General features: G+C 66.2%; 12 protein-coding genes. 5 read left to right on the top strand and 7 right to left on the bottom strand.

Annotated features, from left to right (window positions below):
- Positions 1-211 precede the first annotated feature (211 nt).
- From AC1REK_RS17730 to AC1REK_RS17715, 4 genes are all read left to right on the top strand, one after another.
- Complete coding sequence (locus tag AC1REK_RS17730) at positions 212-952, top strand: metallophosphoesterase family protein (RefSeq protein ID WP_492269025.1); 741 nt, start codon at positions 212-214, stop codon at positions 950-952.
- 12 nt (positions 953-964) lie between these two features.
- Positions 965-2,362 carry a protein kinase domain-containing protein gene (locus tag AC1REK_RS17725; RefSeq protein ID WP_492269026.1) on the top strand — a complete coding sequence of 466 codons (1,398 nt, stop codon included), beginning with the start codon at positions 965-967 and terminating at the stop codon, positions 2,360-2,362.
- A 49-nt stretch (positions 2,363-2,411) separates the two neighbouring features.
- A complete protein-coding gene (locus tag AC1REK_RS17720; RefSeq protein WP_492269027.1) occupies positions 2,412-3,458 on the top strand; it encodes a phosphotransferase family protein in 1,047 nt (348 codons plus the stop codon).
- A 77-nt stretch (positions 3,459-3,535) separates the two neighbouring features.
- On the top strand, positions 3,536-4,810 hold the full coding sequence (locus tag AC1REK_RS17715) for an acyl-CoA dehydrogenase family protein (protein ID WP_492269028.1): 1,275 nt from the start codon (positions 3,536-3,538) through the stop codon (positions 4,808-4,810).
- Between the two features lie 174 nt (positions 4,811-4,984).
- On the opposite strand, the gene AC1REK_RS17710 is transcribed toward AC1REK_RS17715, so the two are convergent.
- The 6 genes from AC1REK_RS17710 to AC1REK_RS17685 all read right to left on the bottom strand — a co-directional run bounded on the left by AC1REK_RS17710 (position 4,985) and on the right by AC1REK_RS17685 (position 10,490).
- Positions 4,985-5,767, bottom strand: coding sequence for an amino acid ABC transporter ATP-binding protein (locus AC1REK_RS17710; RefSeq protein WP_492269029.1), 783 nt, complete (start codon positions 5,765-5,767; stop codon positions 4,985-4,987).
- Positions 5,768-5,784: 17 nt separating this feature from the next.
- Positions 5,785-6,462 carry an amino acid ABC transporter permease gene (locus tag AC1REK_RS17705; RefSeq protein ID WP_492269030.1) on the bottom strand — a complete coding sequence of 226 codons (678 nt, stop codon included), beginning with the start codon at positions 6,460-6,462 and terminating at the stop codon, positions 5,785-5,787.
- 124 nt (positions 6,463-6,586) lie between these two features.
- Positions 6,587-7,252, bottom strand: coding sequence for an amino acid ABC transporter permease (locus tag AC1REK_RS17700; protein WP_316019609.1), 666 nt, complete (start codon positions 7,250-7,252; stop codon positions 6,587-6,589).
- A gap of 82 nt (positions 7,253-7,334) precedes the next feature.
- Entirely contained in the window at positions 7,335-8,273 is a 939-nt protein-coding gene (locus AC1REK_RS17695; RefSeq protein ID WP_327523816.1) for a transporter substrate-binding domain-containing protein, read from the bottom strand.
- A gap of 352 nt (positions 8,274-8,625) precedes the next feature.
- Positions 8,626-9,354, bottom strand: coding sequence for a class I SAM-dependent methyltransferase (locus AC1REK_RS17690; RefSeq protein WP_492269031.1), 729 nt, complete (start codon positions 9,352-9,354; stop codon positions 8,626-8,628).
- A 362-nt stretch (positions 9,355-9,716) separates the two neighbouring features.
- Entirely contained in the window at positions 9,717-10,490 is a 774-nt protein-coding gene (locus AC1REK_RS17685) for a DUF3108 domain-containing protein (RefSeq protein ID WP_492269032.1), read from the bottom strand.
- 654 nt (positions 10,491-11,144) lie between these two features.
- Between AC1REK_RS17685 and AC1REK_RS17680 the strand changes: the two genes are divergently transcribed.
- Positions 11,145-11,777, top strand: a complete 633-nt coding sequence (locus tag AC1REK_RS17680; RefSeq protein ID WP_316019578.1) for an outer membrane protein — start codon at positions 11,145-11,147, stop codon at positions 11,775-11,777.
- A gap of 345 nt (positions 11,778-12,122) precedes the next feature.
- Here AC1REK_RS17680 and AC1REK_RS17675 read toward each other — a convergent pair whose 3' ends face one another.
- Positions 12,123-15,305, bottom strand: coding sequence for an efflux RND transporter permease subunit (locus tag AC1REK_RS17675; RefSeq protein ID WP_492269033.1), 3,183 nt, complete (start codon positions 15,303-15,305; stop codon positions 12,123-12,125).
- Positions 15,306-15,314 lie beyond the last annotated feature (9 nt).

Here is a 15,314-nt window from a genome sequence, read left to right as displayed (position 1 = left end):
GTTCGCGGTGCCGGAGCGCCTTTGGCGCCTCAGGTCCGCACGAAGGTCAGGCGAGATCGAAGACTGCGAACATCATCATGGTGCGGGCAGTATCGCAGCCCCAGCTTGCACGATCAACCCGTGCCCGGCCGCCTGAGCCGAAAGGCGCACTGGCCAAGCCGGCATTCGCGCTGCCAGATACGCCAAGACCAGCGGACCCGCCTCGCCCGACATGCGCATCGCCGTTCTCTCGGACATCCACGCGAACCGCGAGGCACTGGAGGCGGTGCTGGAGGCGGTGAGCCATCTGCGGCCGGATCGGCTCGTGTTGCTCGGCGACATCGTCGGCTACGGACCCGATCCCGGCTTCGCCGTCGACATGGCGACCAGGCTCGTCTCGGCCGGCGCGCTGTGCATCCTCGGCAACCATGACGAGGCCGCCGTGCACGGCCCAGTCGGCATGACGCCACATGCCCGTGAAGCAGCCCTATGGACGCGCGCGCAGCTTTCGCCGGAGCAGCGCGGCTTTCTCGCGGGCCTGCCATTCTTGGTGACGATCGACGACACGCTCTTCGTCCATGCGAGCGCGCGGACGCCGGCCGACTGGCCCTATGTCACGGACGCCCATGCCGCCGGACAATGCCTCGCCGCCAGCGAAGCCCCGCTGATCGTCTGCGGACATACCCATATCCCGGCGCTGTTCTACGCCAGGCCGGGCCGCGAGCCGGTGAAGTTCACGCCGCGCCGCAACCTCGCCGCGCCGCTCTCGGCGCTGCGGCGGCACGTGCTGGTGGTCGGTGCCGTCGGCCAGCCGCGCGATGGCGACCCGGCGGCCTGTTTCGCCTTGCTCGACACCGATCTCGCCGAGGTGACGATGGTTCGCGTGCCCTATGACATGCAGGCGACTGCCCGCAAGATCGCCGCCGCCGGACTGCCGGAATGGCTCGGCATGCGCCTGCTGATCGGCCGCTGAGGGAGAACCGGAATGGAGAGGCCGCAGGTGGGCACGGTGATCGACGGCTTCACGCTGACGGAAAAGCTGAAGGCCGGCGGCATGGCGACGCTCTGGCGCGCCAGCCATCCGGACGAGGCGGCGCCGCTCGTGCTCAAGATCCCGTTCTTCGACCCGGGCGACGACGTCTCGGCAATCCTCGGCTACGAGGCCGAGGCGCTGATCCATCGCCGGCTCGCCGGCCCGCATGTGCCGCGCTTCGTCGCCGCCGGCGATCTTGCCCGCACGCCCTATATCGCCATGGAGTTCGTCGCCGGCACGAGCCTGGCGGAGATCATGCGCCGGGCACCCTTGCCGGCCGCCGAGATCGCGCGCATCGGCGAGGCGATCGCCATCGCACTCGCCGAACTCCACCGGCAGGGTGTGGTGCATCTCGATCTCAAGCCCGAGAACGTGATGATGGTCGGGAACCGGGTGGTGCTGCTCGATTTCGGCCTGGCGCATCATGCCGAGCTGCCGGACCTGCTCGGCGCCGAGAGCACCATGCCGATGGGCACCGCCGCCTATATCGCGCCCGAGCAGGTGCTGGGCGACCGCGCCGACCCGGCGAGCGATCTCTTCGCGCTCGGCTGCCTGCTCTATCAGATGGCCTGCGGCGAGGAGCCCTTCGGCCGGCCGCAGACCGTCGCCGGCATGAAGCGCCGACTCTATCATCAGCCGAAGCCGCTCAGGGCCGTCAATCCGGAGGCTCCCGCCTGGCTCGAGGAGATCGTCCGGCGCTGCCTCGAGGTCGATCGCGGCCGGCGCTATGCCGATGCCAGCAAGCTCGCCTTCGACCTGCGCCATCCCGAACAGGTCACGGTGGCGCGCCGGCGGCGCGAGCGGCCGCACGGGCTCTGGCAGCGCCTCGTCGCCCTGTTCCAGAAGCGCGACGAGCAGGAGATCACCGGCGCACCGACACAGGCCCGCCGCAAGGCCGGCCCATCGATCATCCTGACGGCGGTCGACCTCTCGGAGGGCGAAGGGCCGCTGGCCGGCGCGATCCTGGCCGAGACCAACCGCCTGCTCGCGGCGCGCGAGGATTCCTGGCTCGCCTGCGTCACCGTGCTGCGCACCGAGATCATCGGCGAAACCAGGACCGTCGATGAAGAGGGCCGCTCGCTCTACATCAAGCGGCTGGTGGCGCTGAAAGACTGGGCGAGGCCGCTGCACCTGCCGGAGGAACGGGTGAGCTATCACGTCATCGAGGCCGTCAGCGCCGCCGATGCGATCCTGCGCCATGCCGAGCGCAACGACATCGACCATATCGTGGTCGGCGCCCGCTCCTCTTCGGCCGTGCGCCGCCATCTCGGCAGCGTCTCGACCAAGGTCGTCGCCGAAGCGCTCTGCTCGGTCTCGGTGGTCAGGCTCAAAACCGGAGAGCCGGACTGAGCGCGCTTGCGCGTTGACCTTCCCCGGCACGCCCCCGAATATGCCCGCCATGTCAGCCGGCCCTGCCTCCGCTCCCCCCGAATTCGATCCCGCCCGGCTCGACGCCTTCCTGCGTTCCGCCCTGCCCGGCCGCGCCGCCGGCAAGCTGGAGCTGGAGCGGATCAGCGGCGGCCAGTCGAACCCGACCTTCTTCGTCTCCTATCCCGACGCCGGCACGCGCCTCGTCCTGCGCAAGAAGCCGCCGGGGCCGCTCCTGCCCTCGGCCCATGCGGTCGAGCGCGAATACCGCATCCTGAAGGCGCTCGCGGGCTCCGCCGTGCCGGTGCCGCCGGTATTGCTGCTGCACGAGACCGACGATGTCGTCGGCACGCCGTTCTATCTGATGGAGCGGCTGGAAGGCCGCGTCTTCCACGAGACCGCTCTCCCCGGCATCGCGCCGGCCGATCGCCGGGCGATGTATTTCGCCATGGCTGAGACGCTGGCCGCGCTGCACGGCTTCGACTGGCAGGCTGCGGGCCTCGCCGATTTCGGCAAGCCGGGGAATTATTATGCCCGCCAGCTCGCGCGCTGGGGCCGGCAATGGCGGGAAACCAAGACGCAGGACATCCCCGCGATCGACCACGCCATCGACTGGCTCGGCGCAAATCTCGACGAGACGCCGGACACAACCATCGTCCATGGTGACTTCCGATTGGGCAATCTGATGTTCGCGCCCGCGGAGCCGAAGGTCGTCGCCGTGCTCGACTGGGAACTCTCGACGCTCGGCCACCCGCTCTCGGATGTCGCCTTCTCCTGCCTGCCCTGGCACTCGACGCCGGACATGTATGCCGGCATCGTCGGGCTCGACCGGGAAGCGCTCGGCATACCGACGCAGGAAGAGTACATCGACCGCTACTGCGCCGCCGCCGGCCGGGCGCGGGGACCGGGGCGCTTCCATATCGCCTTCTCGCTGTTCCGCTTCGCCGTCATCCTCGACGGCATCGCCGCGCGGGCAAAGACCGGAAACGCGGCCGCCGAGAACGCGGTCTCGGTCGGCGCGATGGCCGAAAGCTTCGCGCGACGTGCCGCGAGCGTGATCGAGCGCAATGACGTCTAGGTTTGTTCTTGTTGTCATTCTCGGACGGAGCGAAGCGCAGACCCGAGCATGACACCTTAGGTTCGAGGAGAAACACCATGGATTTCGCTTATTCGGCCAGGGTCGAGGAGCTGCGCGCGAAGCTGCAGGACTTCATGGATACCCATATCCAGCCGGCCGACGCCGCCTGGAAGCACGAGGTCGAGGCCGGGCGTTATCCGACGGCCCTGATCGACGGCCTCAAGCAGAAGGCCAGGGCGGCCGGGCTCTGGAACCTGTTCCTGCCGGCGCTGAAGGAAGGCGAGCCGGGAACGCGGCTCAGCAATCTCGAATACGCCCCGCTTGCCGAGATCATGGGCCGGATCTTCTGGTCCTCGGAGGTGTTCAACTGCAACGCCCCCGACACCGGGAACATGGAAATCCTGCACATGTTCGCGACGCCCGAGCAGCGCGAACACTGGCTGAACCCGCTGCTCAACGGCGAGATCCGCTCCTGCGTCGGGATCACCGAGCCGGGCGTCGCCTCCTCTGACCCGACCAATCTCCAGACCACGATCATCCGCGACGGCGACGATTACGTCATCAACGGCCGGAAATGGTGGACGACCGGCGCTCTGCATCCGAAGGCGAAGCTCTGCATCGTCATGGGCCTGTCGGATACGGCGCCCGACGCCGATCCGCACAAGCGCCACAGCATGATCATCGTGCCGATGGACGCTCCCGGCCTCACCGTGATGCGCAACCTGCCGCTGCTGAACCATTATTCGATCGAAGGCCACACAGAGACCGACTTCAACAATGTCCGCGTGCCGGCGGCCAACCTGCTCGGCGAGGAAGGCGCAGGCTTCGCGCTCGCCCAGGCGCGGCTCGGGCCGGGCCGCATCCATCATTGCATGCGCACGATCGGCCAGTGCGAGGTGGCGCTCGAACTGATGGTCGAGCGCGCGCTGGAGCGGAAGGCCTTCGGCCGCCACCTCTCCGACTATGCCAATGTCCAGGACTGGATCGCCGAGGGACGCATGGAGATCGACCAGGCCCGCCTGCTCTGCCTGCGCGCCGCCTGGATGATGGACAAGCACGGCAACAAGGCCGCGCGCACCGAGGTTTCGGCGATCAAGGTCGTGGCTGCCAGACTGCAGACCAAGATCGCCGACAGGGCCATGCAGGTCTTCGGCGCCGGCGGGCTCTCCAACGACACGCCGCTGGCCTTCATCTACAGCTGGGGCCGTGCACTGCGCTTCATCGACGGGCCGGACGAGGTGCACCTGCGCACCGTCGCCCGCGCCGAGATCAAGAAGCGCAAGGAGAGCAATCGCAGCACCTTCGCCGAACAGGGCGTGCTGCGGCCGCATGTGAAGGCGAGCGGGTCCTGACGCCCGCTTTTCCAGATTGTCGCTGTCATTCCGGACGAGCGGCTAAGCCGCGCGACTCCGGAGGCAACCGTAGAGCGCGAGCTTGAGGCGTCAGCGCCCTACGATGGCCTCCGGCCCTCCGCTTCGCTGCGGCCGGAATGACGGGCGCTGTCGTAAAGGTCCGTCCCGGCCGCCTCAGCGGCTGAAGATACCGTGAAAGCGCCCTAGGAAGCTGCGCAGGCGCTCGTTCTTCGGATTGTCGAAGACCTCGGAGGGCTTGCCCTCCTGCGCGACCCGGCCCTGGTCGAGGAACAGGACGTGGTGCGAGACCTCGCGGACGAAGAGCATTTCGTGGCTGACCAGCAGCATGGTCATGCCGGATTCGGCGAGCGCCTGCATCACGCCGAGCACCTCGGCGACCAGCTCGGGATCGAGCGCCGAGGTGACCTCGTCGAAGAGCAGGAGCCGCGGCTGCATGGCGACGGCACGGGCGATCGCGACGCGCTGCTGCTGGCCGCCCGAGAGCTGGTAGGGGTAGTGGTCGCGGCGCTCGGCGAGGCCGACGCGGCCGAGCCAGTGCTCGGCGATCTCCTTCGCCTCGGTGGCGCTCTTGCCCTGCACCTTGGTCAGGCCGAGCATGACGTTCTGGCCGGCGGTCAGATGCGGGAACAGGTTGAACTGCTGGAAGACCATGCCGATACGGGCGCGCTGGGCCGAGATTTTCGTCTCGCTCAGGCGCTTGCGGGTCTCGCCCACCATCCGGTAGCCGATCGGGTCGCCGTCGAGCAGGATCTCGCCGCCATCATGCTCCTCGAGGAGGTTGACGCAGCGCAGGAAGGTCGTCTTGCCGGAGCCGGAGGCGCCGATCAGCGACACCACCTGCCCCTGCCTGACGGTGAGATCGATCCCCTTCAGCACCTCGATCTCGCCGAAATGCTTGCGGACATTGGTGGCCTGGAGCAGGGCTGGCTCGGTCATCGGCAGTCGCATCCCGTTCAGTAGCGCAGATAGGAGGTCTTGCGTTCCAGCAGCGCGCCGAGCTGCGCCAGCGTGAAGTTGATGATCAGGTAGAGAACTACCGTCAGCATGTAGAACTCGACGATCATGTAGTTGCGCGCCATCTGCTGCTGGGCCGAGAGCAGCAGCTCGACCACGCCGATGATCGAGAGCAGCGTCGTGCCCTTGACGATCTCGAGCCCGGTATTGACCCAGGGTGGCAGCATGCGCCGGAACGCCTGCGGCAGGATCACATAATACAGGCGCCGGCCGAAGGTCAGGCCGATCGCCTTCGCGGCCTCCATCTGCCCGGCCGGCACGGATTCGACCGCCCCGCGAAAATTCTCGGCGACATGGGCGGTGGCGAAGGCGCCGAGCGCGATCACCCCGGCCCAGAAGGCGGCGACGTTCACGCCGAACAGGGCGAGCCCGTAATAGGTGAAGAGGATCAGCACGAGCACCGGGATGCCGCGCATCAGGTCGACATAGAGCCTGGCCAGCAGCCTCAGCCACCACCAGCCATAGGACAGCGCGACACCCATCAGGACGCCGCAGAAGGTCGCCATCACGATGCTCAGCGCCGAGCTCAGCAAGGTGACACCCAGGCCGGAGAGCAGCGAGGCGCGCGCCTGCCATGCCTCGAACCAGAAGGTGCCGGGAGCCATCGAGAAATCCATCGCCGGCTCCTAGATCACGATGATTTTGGATCGTGTCGATCCAAAATCATAAAACGTGATCGATTCTAAGAGTTTAGAGCAGGATTGCTGCAAAAAACCGGTTTCCACTTTTTCGCATCCTGCTCTAGCGGATCGAGGCGTAGCGGCGCTCGACCTGGCGCAGCAGGAAGGCGATGAGATAGGCGGTGGCGAGATAGAGCGCGCTCGCCGTCAACCAGACCTCCATGACCCGGAAGGTGTTGGCATTGATCTGCCTTGCGATGAAGGTCAGTTCCGGCACCGCGATCGCCGCCGCGAGCGAAGTGTCCTTGAACAGCGAGATCAGGTTGTTGCTGACCGCCGGCAGGGTGATCCGGAACATCACCGGCAGTACGACATAGGCCTGACGCTGCCAGGGCCGCAGGCCGATCGCCTTGGCCGCCTCGACATATTGCTTGGGGATCGAGGAGAGGCCGGCGCGGAAGACCTCGGACATGTAGGCGCCGGCATAGAGCGAGAGCGAGAGTACGAAGCTCTCGGTCTTGTCTAGGAAGTTGATGTCGAATTCCGGCAGGCCGAAATACAGAAAGAAGATCAGCAGCAGCAGCGGCGTGCAGCGGATGAACTCGACATAGGCCCAGACCGGCCCCGAAAGCCATTTCTTGCCGGAAAGCCGGGCATAGGCCGTCAGGATGCCGATGATGCAGCCGATCGCCAGCGAGATCACCGCCAGCCAGAGCCCGAGCAGCAGAGCGTCGGTCAGCTTGTCCCAGTTCCGCGCGATGACGGACCAGTCGAAATGGTAGTCGATCATGGCTGTCGCGATGTTCCCGAAAGCGGCGGGCCGCAGGAGCGGCCCGCCATCGCCACGTTGCGATCAGGCGAATGCGGGATCAGGCGAATTCCTGCGGGAAGCCGACCTTCGGGATCGGCAGGTCGATGCCGAACCACTTCTTGTAGGAGGCGGCGAAGTAGTCGAAATCGACGCCCATCATCGCCTCCTTGTAGACGGTGTTGACCCAGTTCAGCCAGATCGGGTCACCCGGCTTCACCGCCGAGGCGTAGGAGTTCGGCATCCAGCCGAAGCCGGAATCGACGAAGCGGCCGGGCGCCTGCTGCATCAGCCAGCGCATCGCCGACTGGTCCTGCATCGAGGCGTCGATGCGGCGGGCGTTGAGCGCCTGCATCGCTGCATCCGGGCTGTCGAAGGCGTCGACCTTGGCCTGCGGCAGGGCCTTGCGGATCCACTCCTCGAGGAAGACGTTCTGCATGCCGCCGACGGTGACGTCCTTGCCGGCCGCCTTCAGCTCCTCGTAATTCTTGAACTTGCCGCCGCGAGCCAGCATCAGCAGGCCGACGCCTTCGCGGTAATAGGGGACGGTGAACTCGACCTGCTGGGCCCGGCCCGGCGTCACCGTCATCCATTGGACGACGATGTCGACCTTGTCGGTGACGAGGCTGGGGATGCGGGCATCCGAGCCCTGCAGCACGAACTCGACCTTCTCGTAATCGTCGAACAGGCCCTTCGCCAGAAGCCTGGCAAGGTCGATATCCATGCCGACGAGCTTCCCGCTGGCGTCCTGGAAGTGCCAGGGCGGGTTGGTGCTGCCGGTGCCGACGATCAGCTTGCCGCGTTCCTTGACGATATGGAGTTTGCTCTTCGCCGCCGTCTGGGCCTGGGCCGAAGCCGGGGTCAGGAGCCCGGTCGCCGCCGCGCCGATCGCAGCGCCGGCGAGGCCGAGGCCGAACAGGCTGCGTCGCTCCAGGGTCAGGGCCGCCTCGTCTTTTTGGGGAGTGGCGCCGTCCAAAGTTCCGTCGTCATGAATGCCCATCACGAACTCCCCTCTTTTGATCCACGTTCCCTGCAGACTTCAGCCCGCAGCATCATGAACGTGGCAAGAAAAATGCCAGCTGCAAAGCCGGATAATTCGACTTTCCGCCAAGGGAATTCGGAAGCGTTCTCAGGCGGCCTCTAGGGCAGGCTCGCAAAGCCTCCTGCCTCCGACCGTTCAGGGTGGCAGGCGTCGCGATGTCGACGGACCGAACGAGGTGCGCCTGCGTGCATCGCCGGGGCCGGTATCGAGACGTGCAAGTATAAGCAACAGCGACGCCTCTGCCGAAGCGGGCAGTGGCGCGCTCTTGAGCAAACGGCGCAGCAGCTCGACGTTGCTCAGACGTCTTCGATCAGCGCGTGCAGACGAAAATCCGATCGAGCCCCTGCGGGGCAAGCGCGTGGGTCTCCGTCAAGCGATGCTCCTCGCCCTCTTTCGGCGAGAAGGAGATTTCGTCGACCTTGAAGCCGACCGCGGCGAGCTTGTCCGGAAAATCGCGGCCATAGAGCCGGACATGGTCCCAGCCGCAGATGCTTTCGACCTCCTCCGCCGACATCTCCGGCGGCGGCTCCCAGGTTTCGGCTCTGGATTGATCGAGCGGCACCGAGAAGAATGCCGTGCCGCCGGGCTTCAGGACACGGAAGCACTCCCGGATGCCCTGGGCGTCGTTGGGCACGTGCTCGAGGACATGGTGGCAGATCACATGGTCGAAATGGCCATCGCCGAACTTGATGTCGGTGATGTCGACCACGGCGTTCGCGACCTTGCTGATCTTGATGTCGCCGGCGACATAGCCGGGATAGTGCTTCCACTGCCTGAAGAACGGTCGCTCGGCAGAGAAGTGCAGAAGGTTCTTGTCCTTCATGTCGACGCCGTTATTGCGCAGGTAGAGTCCCATGATCCGGTCGCGCTCCTTGGAGGAGCAGTTCGGACAGCGTGCTTCCGGGCGCGGGCCGACATCGAGGAAACGCCCCTCATGGCCGCAGATCGTGCACAGGCGCTTCGGGCGGGTCTCCAGGAATTGCTTCGGTTGGCGGATCGCTGCGCGCAGATACTCTTGTACGTAGACACCGATATCCATGCCGGAAACCCCAGCCGAAACAGCCGCGCGAAGCTGCGATCCGCAGCCCCAGCGCGAGATGTCCCGGCTCCCCCCAAGTGACGACCGAACAAATCGGTCGGACTTGGGCGCCTCCTGCACCCGCATGCATCACCCAAAAGGGTGATGAAGCCGAATTTTTCTGCTGCCCCCTGCCCTGGCCGAGCACCCACGCACCAGAGGCCACGCGAGACCAGGACGCGCGCGAGGAAAGCAACCGCAGCGCGTTTGCAGCACAGGAGTGAGGAAGCCTTGGGTGAAGGGGAGCAGGTCCGGAGTTCGGGCTTTGGGTGCCTCGTCGCCGGACAAGGAGGCGGCCGGTCCAATCGGCCGATCGCTGGCTCTCAATCGGCTGCAACAGGCGGTCCGGCGAGCTGGGCAGCAACCGTGCCGAACCAGCGCGTTTCGACCTCGAAGCGCAAGGGCAGCGGAAACTCGCCGCCCTCGCGCAGCGCGATCAGGACCGAGCCTTTCAGGGGCCGCATCGCCGCCTGCCGATCATCGTCATGCCGGAAGCCGGCGATCGTCCGGACGGTGAAGCCGCAGTTCAGAGCGCGGCCGTTCAACGACCCCTGGTCGCTCACCTCAACCTTCGCCGACGAGGTCATGACCGCGACCGAGCGGCGGCGGCCGTCATAGATCGCCGTCGAGCCGTCGCAGCTTTCTGTCTCCGCCACCTTCTTCAGCATTCCGGCAACGCCGGAGAGCGAGTCGACCGTGCCGCGGATCAGCTCGGGCGGGACGGCCTCGCGGTCCTCGTTCGACGGCTCCTGCCGCCGTATCGTCGGCAAGCCGCGCTGATAGAGCAATTCGCTGACATAGGTCCGGCCGCGCCACGAGCCGTTCGCGCTGTAGAGCCGAGGCTCGGGGCCGCTGCGGCCCCAGCGACCTTCCACCTTGCCCGATTGCTCCGCGGCCCCGACGAGCTGAGCCGCCCCGGAGGGCCGCGAGCGGATCTCGATGCGATAGCCGGCGCGGTCGAGCATCGCCTTCATTTCGATCTCGCCGAGAGAGACCCCGCCCAGCACCGTGACATCGTAGCGAAGGCGCAGCTCGCGCGCCGAGGCGGACGAGGGTGCCGCGCAGGCGAACGTCCCAGCGATCAGGGCACTTGCCACGATGGCCCGTGCCTGTCTCGATGCGATGCCGGCTGCCCTCCCGCCGCGCTCGGGCCTCATCATCATCGTCGGAGAGGCTGCGCGGCCTCGCAGCCGCTGCGCGTCGTCGCTGTCGCATTCGCGCCCGAGCATCCGCATCATCCCGCACAGGACCAGCTGGTCCCCTTCCCTACGTGTGACTGCCCGGTGTTACCGGGCCACGGCGATGTGCCGTTTTAGAGCGGACGACGAGAGCCCCGCCATGCACGAAGGCGCGACGAGCGCAGTCGCCGGTCGAGCCATACAGGGCCCAATGCCGGCGGGCGCCCACCGACACGCCTGGCGTTCATCGCCTCCCAGGCCGGGCAGCTGCGCACCATCGCCCGCATCCCAGGCGACGTTGAACTCCCCCGGGATTGTCAGAATTCGCGATCAAAAGAGCGTGAAGTATCGATTTGATGCACGATTTCACTACCGGCGTCATTCCGTCGAACGCAAGGTATTAGCGGTGCGTTCAGGATGGTCGTTCACTTTCAGGCTGCGAAGATCGCTTCTACGCAACAACAAGCCGGAGGAGACACTATGCGCTTAAAGCTCTTAGCCGCTGTCGTCCTTGCCAGCGGTATAGCCAACTCAGCCTACTCGGCTGATCTCCCGGTCCGACAGGCGCCTCCCGTGTACGTGCCTGTCTTCACATGGGCGGGCTTCTACATTGGCCTGAACGCAGGTGTCGGGTGGGCCAACTCCCGCAACGTCCACATCACCGGGCCTACGGTTGCCTCGTCCGGCATTCTGTCAGGTGGCGGCGGTGACGGGTCCTTCGTCGGCGGAGGGCAGATCGGCTATAACTGGCAGTCCGGCGCGATCGTGTACGGTCTGGAGACAGACATTCAGTACGTCGATATCGGCGGGCGCGTTGCCTGGGGGCCTTACGACTGGTGGCGCGGCAGGGGCGAGGATGACGGCGGCTATCTCGGAACCGTTCGCGCTCGCGTCGGTTACGCCTTCGACCGCACGCTGATCTATATTACGGGCGGCTTGGCCTATGGCGGCCTGAACAGCAACCCGCTGACGGGCAATAACACCAGCAACGTGGGTTGGACGATCGGCGGCGGCGTCGAGTACGCCTTTACCAACAACTGGTCGGTCAAGCTCGAAGGTCTCTACCTCGACACCAGTGAGGGCAGGAAGTCGAGATTCTTCGTCAACCCGCCGGGCGGAGCGCTTCCGGCGGGCACCTATACAGCGACGACCGATAGCAGCGCTGGAGCCGGCCTCGTCCGGGTGGGCGTCAACTACAAATGGTGAGCTAGACGATGTGTGCAGCCCAGTCGGCGATTGGGCTGCTCACATCGGCGCTCGTGACCGCAAGATCGGGCAGGCGACGTCCGCCATATCGCCTCGACCGAAAGCAACGACAGCCAAAGCACCTTGAGCTGCAAGCGCGAACATCGGCTTCCGACCGGTAGGCTGATGTCTGCTTGCGGCGCCCCACGCCAACCTGGCGTTGCTGTGAACGTCATGGCCGAACAGCATCACCATTGCAGCCAACCCAATAGAGCTTAGCCCCGCCATGCCTTCCGGCATGACAGGGCTGTCGGCAGGGACGGGAACCGGCAGGATCGCGCAAAGCGCAACCCTGCCAGCGATCCCCTAGGCCGCCTCGGCCAGCTCCCCCTTCTCCTCCACCCCATGCTGGCGCAGCGGCTTGTTGCCCGAGAGCTTGCGCATCAGCACGTAGAAGACCGGCGTCAGGAAGATGCCGAAGGCGGTGACGCCGATCATGCCGGCGAAGACCGCGATGCCCATGGCCTGGCGCATCTCGGCGCCCGCCCCGGTCGAGATCACCAGCGGCACCACGCCCATGATGAAGGCGAGCGAGGTCATCAGGATAGGCCGCAGGCGCAGGCGGCTGGCCTCGATCGCGGCCTCGACCGGCGTCCGGCCCTCGAATTCGAGCTCGCGCGCGAATTCGACGATCAGGATGGCGTTCTTGGCCGATAGCCCGACAAGGACGACGAGGCCGATCTGGGTGAAGACATTGTTGTCGCCACCGCTCCACCAGACACCGGCCATCGCCGCGAGCAGGCCCATCGGGATGATCAGCAGGATCGCGACCGGCAGGGTCAGGCTCTCATACTGCGCCGCCAGCACCAGGAAGACGAGCAGGATCGCGACCGGGAAGACCAGGACGGCGGAATTGCCGGCCAGGATCTCCTGATAGGTCAGCTCGGTCCATTCGAAGGCAAAACCCTTGGGCAGCGTCTCGGCGGCGATGCGGGTGACGGCGTCCTGCGCCTGGCCCGAGGAGAAGCCGGGAGCCGGGCCGGCATTGATGTCGGCGCTGAGGAAGCCGTTATAGCGCATCGCCCGTTCGGGGCCGGCATCGGTGCGCACGTTGAGCACGGCCGAGAGCGGCACCATCTCGCCCGAGAGCGAGCGGACCTTGAGCTTGCCGATATCCTCCTGATAGGCGCGGTAGGGCGCGTCGGCCTGGACGCGCACGGTGTAGGTGCGGCCGAACTTGTTGAAGTCGTTCACATAGGACGATCCCAGATAGATCTGCAGCGTCTCGAAGACATCGGTGACGGGAACGCCGAGCTGGCGCGCCTTGGTCCGGTCGATGTCGGCATAGAGCTGGGGCACGTTGACCTGGAAGCTCGAGAACATGCCGGCGAGCTCGGGCGCCGCCGCGGCCTTGGCCATGAAGGCCTTGGTCGCCTCGTCGAGCGCCTTGTAGCCGAGGCCGGCGCGGTCCTCGATCTGCAGCTTGAAGCCGCCGATGGTGCCGAGGCCCTGGACGGGCGGCGGCGGAAACATCGCGATGAACGCCTCCTTGATGCCGGCGAACTCCTTGTTGAGCTGCATGGCAATGGCGTTGCCCGAGAGCGAGGGGTCCTTGCGCTGGTCGAAGGGCTTCAGGCCGACGAAGACGATGCCGGCATTGGAGGAGTTGGTGAATCCGTTGATCGACAGGCCCGGGAAGGAGATCGCGTTCTCGACGCCGGGATGCTTCAGCGCGATCTCGTCCATCTTGCGGATGACGTCCTCGGTGCGGTCAAGCGTCGCCGCGTCGGGAAGCTGGGCGAAGCCGACGAGATACTGCTTGTCCTGGCCCGGCACGAAGCCCGACGGCACCGCGCGGAAGAGCACCACGGTCAGGCCGACGAGCACGAGATAGACCGCCATCATCGCCGTCTTGCGGGTCAGGATGCGGCCGACGCCGACACCATAGGCCTGCGAGGAGCGGTTGAAGAAGCGGTTGAAGCCGCGGAAGAACCAGCCGAACAGCTTGTCCATGAAGCGGGTCAGCGCGTCCTTGGGGGCGTCGTGCCCACGCAGCAGCAGCGCGGCGAGCGCCGGCGAGAGCGTCAACGAGTTGATCGCCGAGATGACCGTCGAGATCGCGATGGTGAGCGCGAACTGGCGGTAAAACTGGCCGGTCAGGCCGCTGATGAAGGCGAGCGGCACGAAGACCGCGACGAGGACGAGCGCGATCGCGATGATCGGGCCGGAGACCTCGCGCATCGCCTTGTAGGTGGCCTCGCGCGGCGAGAGCCCGTTCTCGATGTTGCGCTCGACGTTCTCGACCACGACGATCGCGTCGTCGACGACGATGCCGATCGCCAGGACGAGGCCGAACAGCGAAAGCGCGTTGATCGAGAAGCCGAAGAGATACATCACCGCGAAGGTGCCGACGACCGAGACCGGGACCGCGGCGAGCGGGATGATCGAGGCGCGCCAGGTCTGCAGGAAGACGATGACGACGAGCACGACCAGCGCCACCGCCTCGAGCAGCGTGGTGATCACCGCCTTGATCGAGGCGCGGACGAACTGCGTGGTGTCGTAGACGATCGAGTAGTCCACGCCTTCCGGCATGTTCTGCTTGATCTCGCGCATCGTCTCCTGGACCTGGTCGGCCACGGCGATGGCGTTCGAGTTCGGGGCCTGGAAGATCGGCACGGCGACAGCCGACTTGCCGTTGAGCAACGAGCGCAGCGCGTAGTCGGCGGCGCCGAGCTCGATGCGCGCAATGTCCTTCAGGCGCACGACCGCGCCGCTCGGAGCGGTCTTGACGATGATCTCGCCGAACTCCTCCTCGCTGGCGAGGCGGCCCTGCGCATTGACCGAGAGCTGCAGGTCGAGCCCAGGCCCGCTCGGCGAGGCGCCGATGACGCCGGCCGCGGCCTGGACGTTCTGGGCGCGGATCTCGCGGACGATGTCGGAGGGCGAGAGCCCGTGCTCGGCGACCTTCTGCGGGTCGAGCCAGACGCGCATCGAATAGTCGCCCGAGCCGAAGAGCTGGACCTGGCCGACGCCGTCGATGCGCGCCAACCGGTCCTTGACGTTAAGGACGGCGTAGTTGCGCAGATAGGTCATGTCGTAGCGGCCGTTCGGCGAGGTGATGTGCACCACCATCGTCAGGTCGGGCGAGCTCTTGATGGTGGTGACGCCGAGGCGGCGCACCTCCTCCGGCAGGCGTGGCTCCGCCTGGGAGACGCGGTTCTGGACCAGTTGCTGGGCCTTGTCCGGATCGGTGCCGAGGCGGAAGGTGACGTTCAGCGTCATCACGCCGTCGGTCGTCGCCTGGCTCGACATGTAGAGCATACCCTCGACGCCGTTGATCTGCTCCTCGATCGGCGTCGCCACGGTCTCGGCGATGACGCGCGGATTGGCGCCGGGATACTGGGCCCGCACCACCACGGTCGGCGGCACGACCTCGGGATATTCCGAGATCGGCAGCACGCGCAGCGAGAGCAGGCCGGCGATCAGGATGAGGACGGAGAGGACGCCGGCGAAGATCGGCCGGTCGATGAAGAACTTCGAGAGGTTCATTGGGGTGCC

The organism is Allobosea sp. GW823-FHT02B03 (assembly GCF_058797755.1).
Note: the sequence above shows the minus strand (reverse complement) of the source record. Positions and strands in the feature narration are given on the sequence as shown.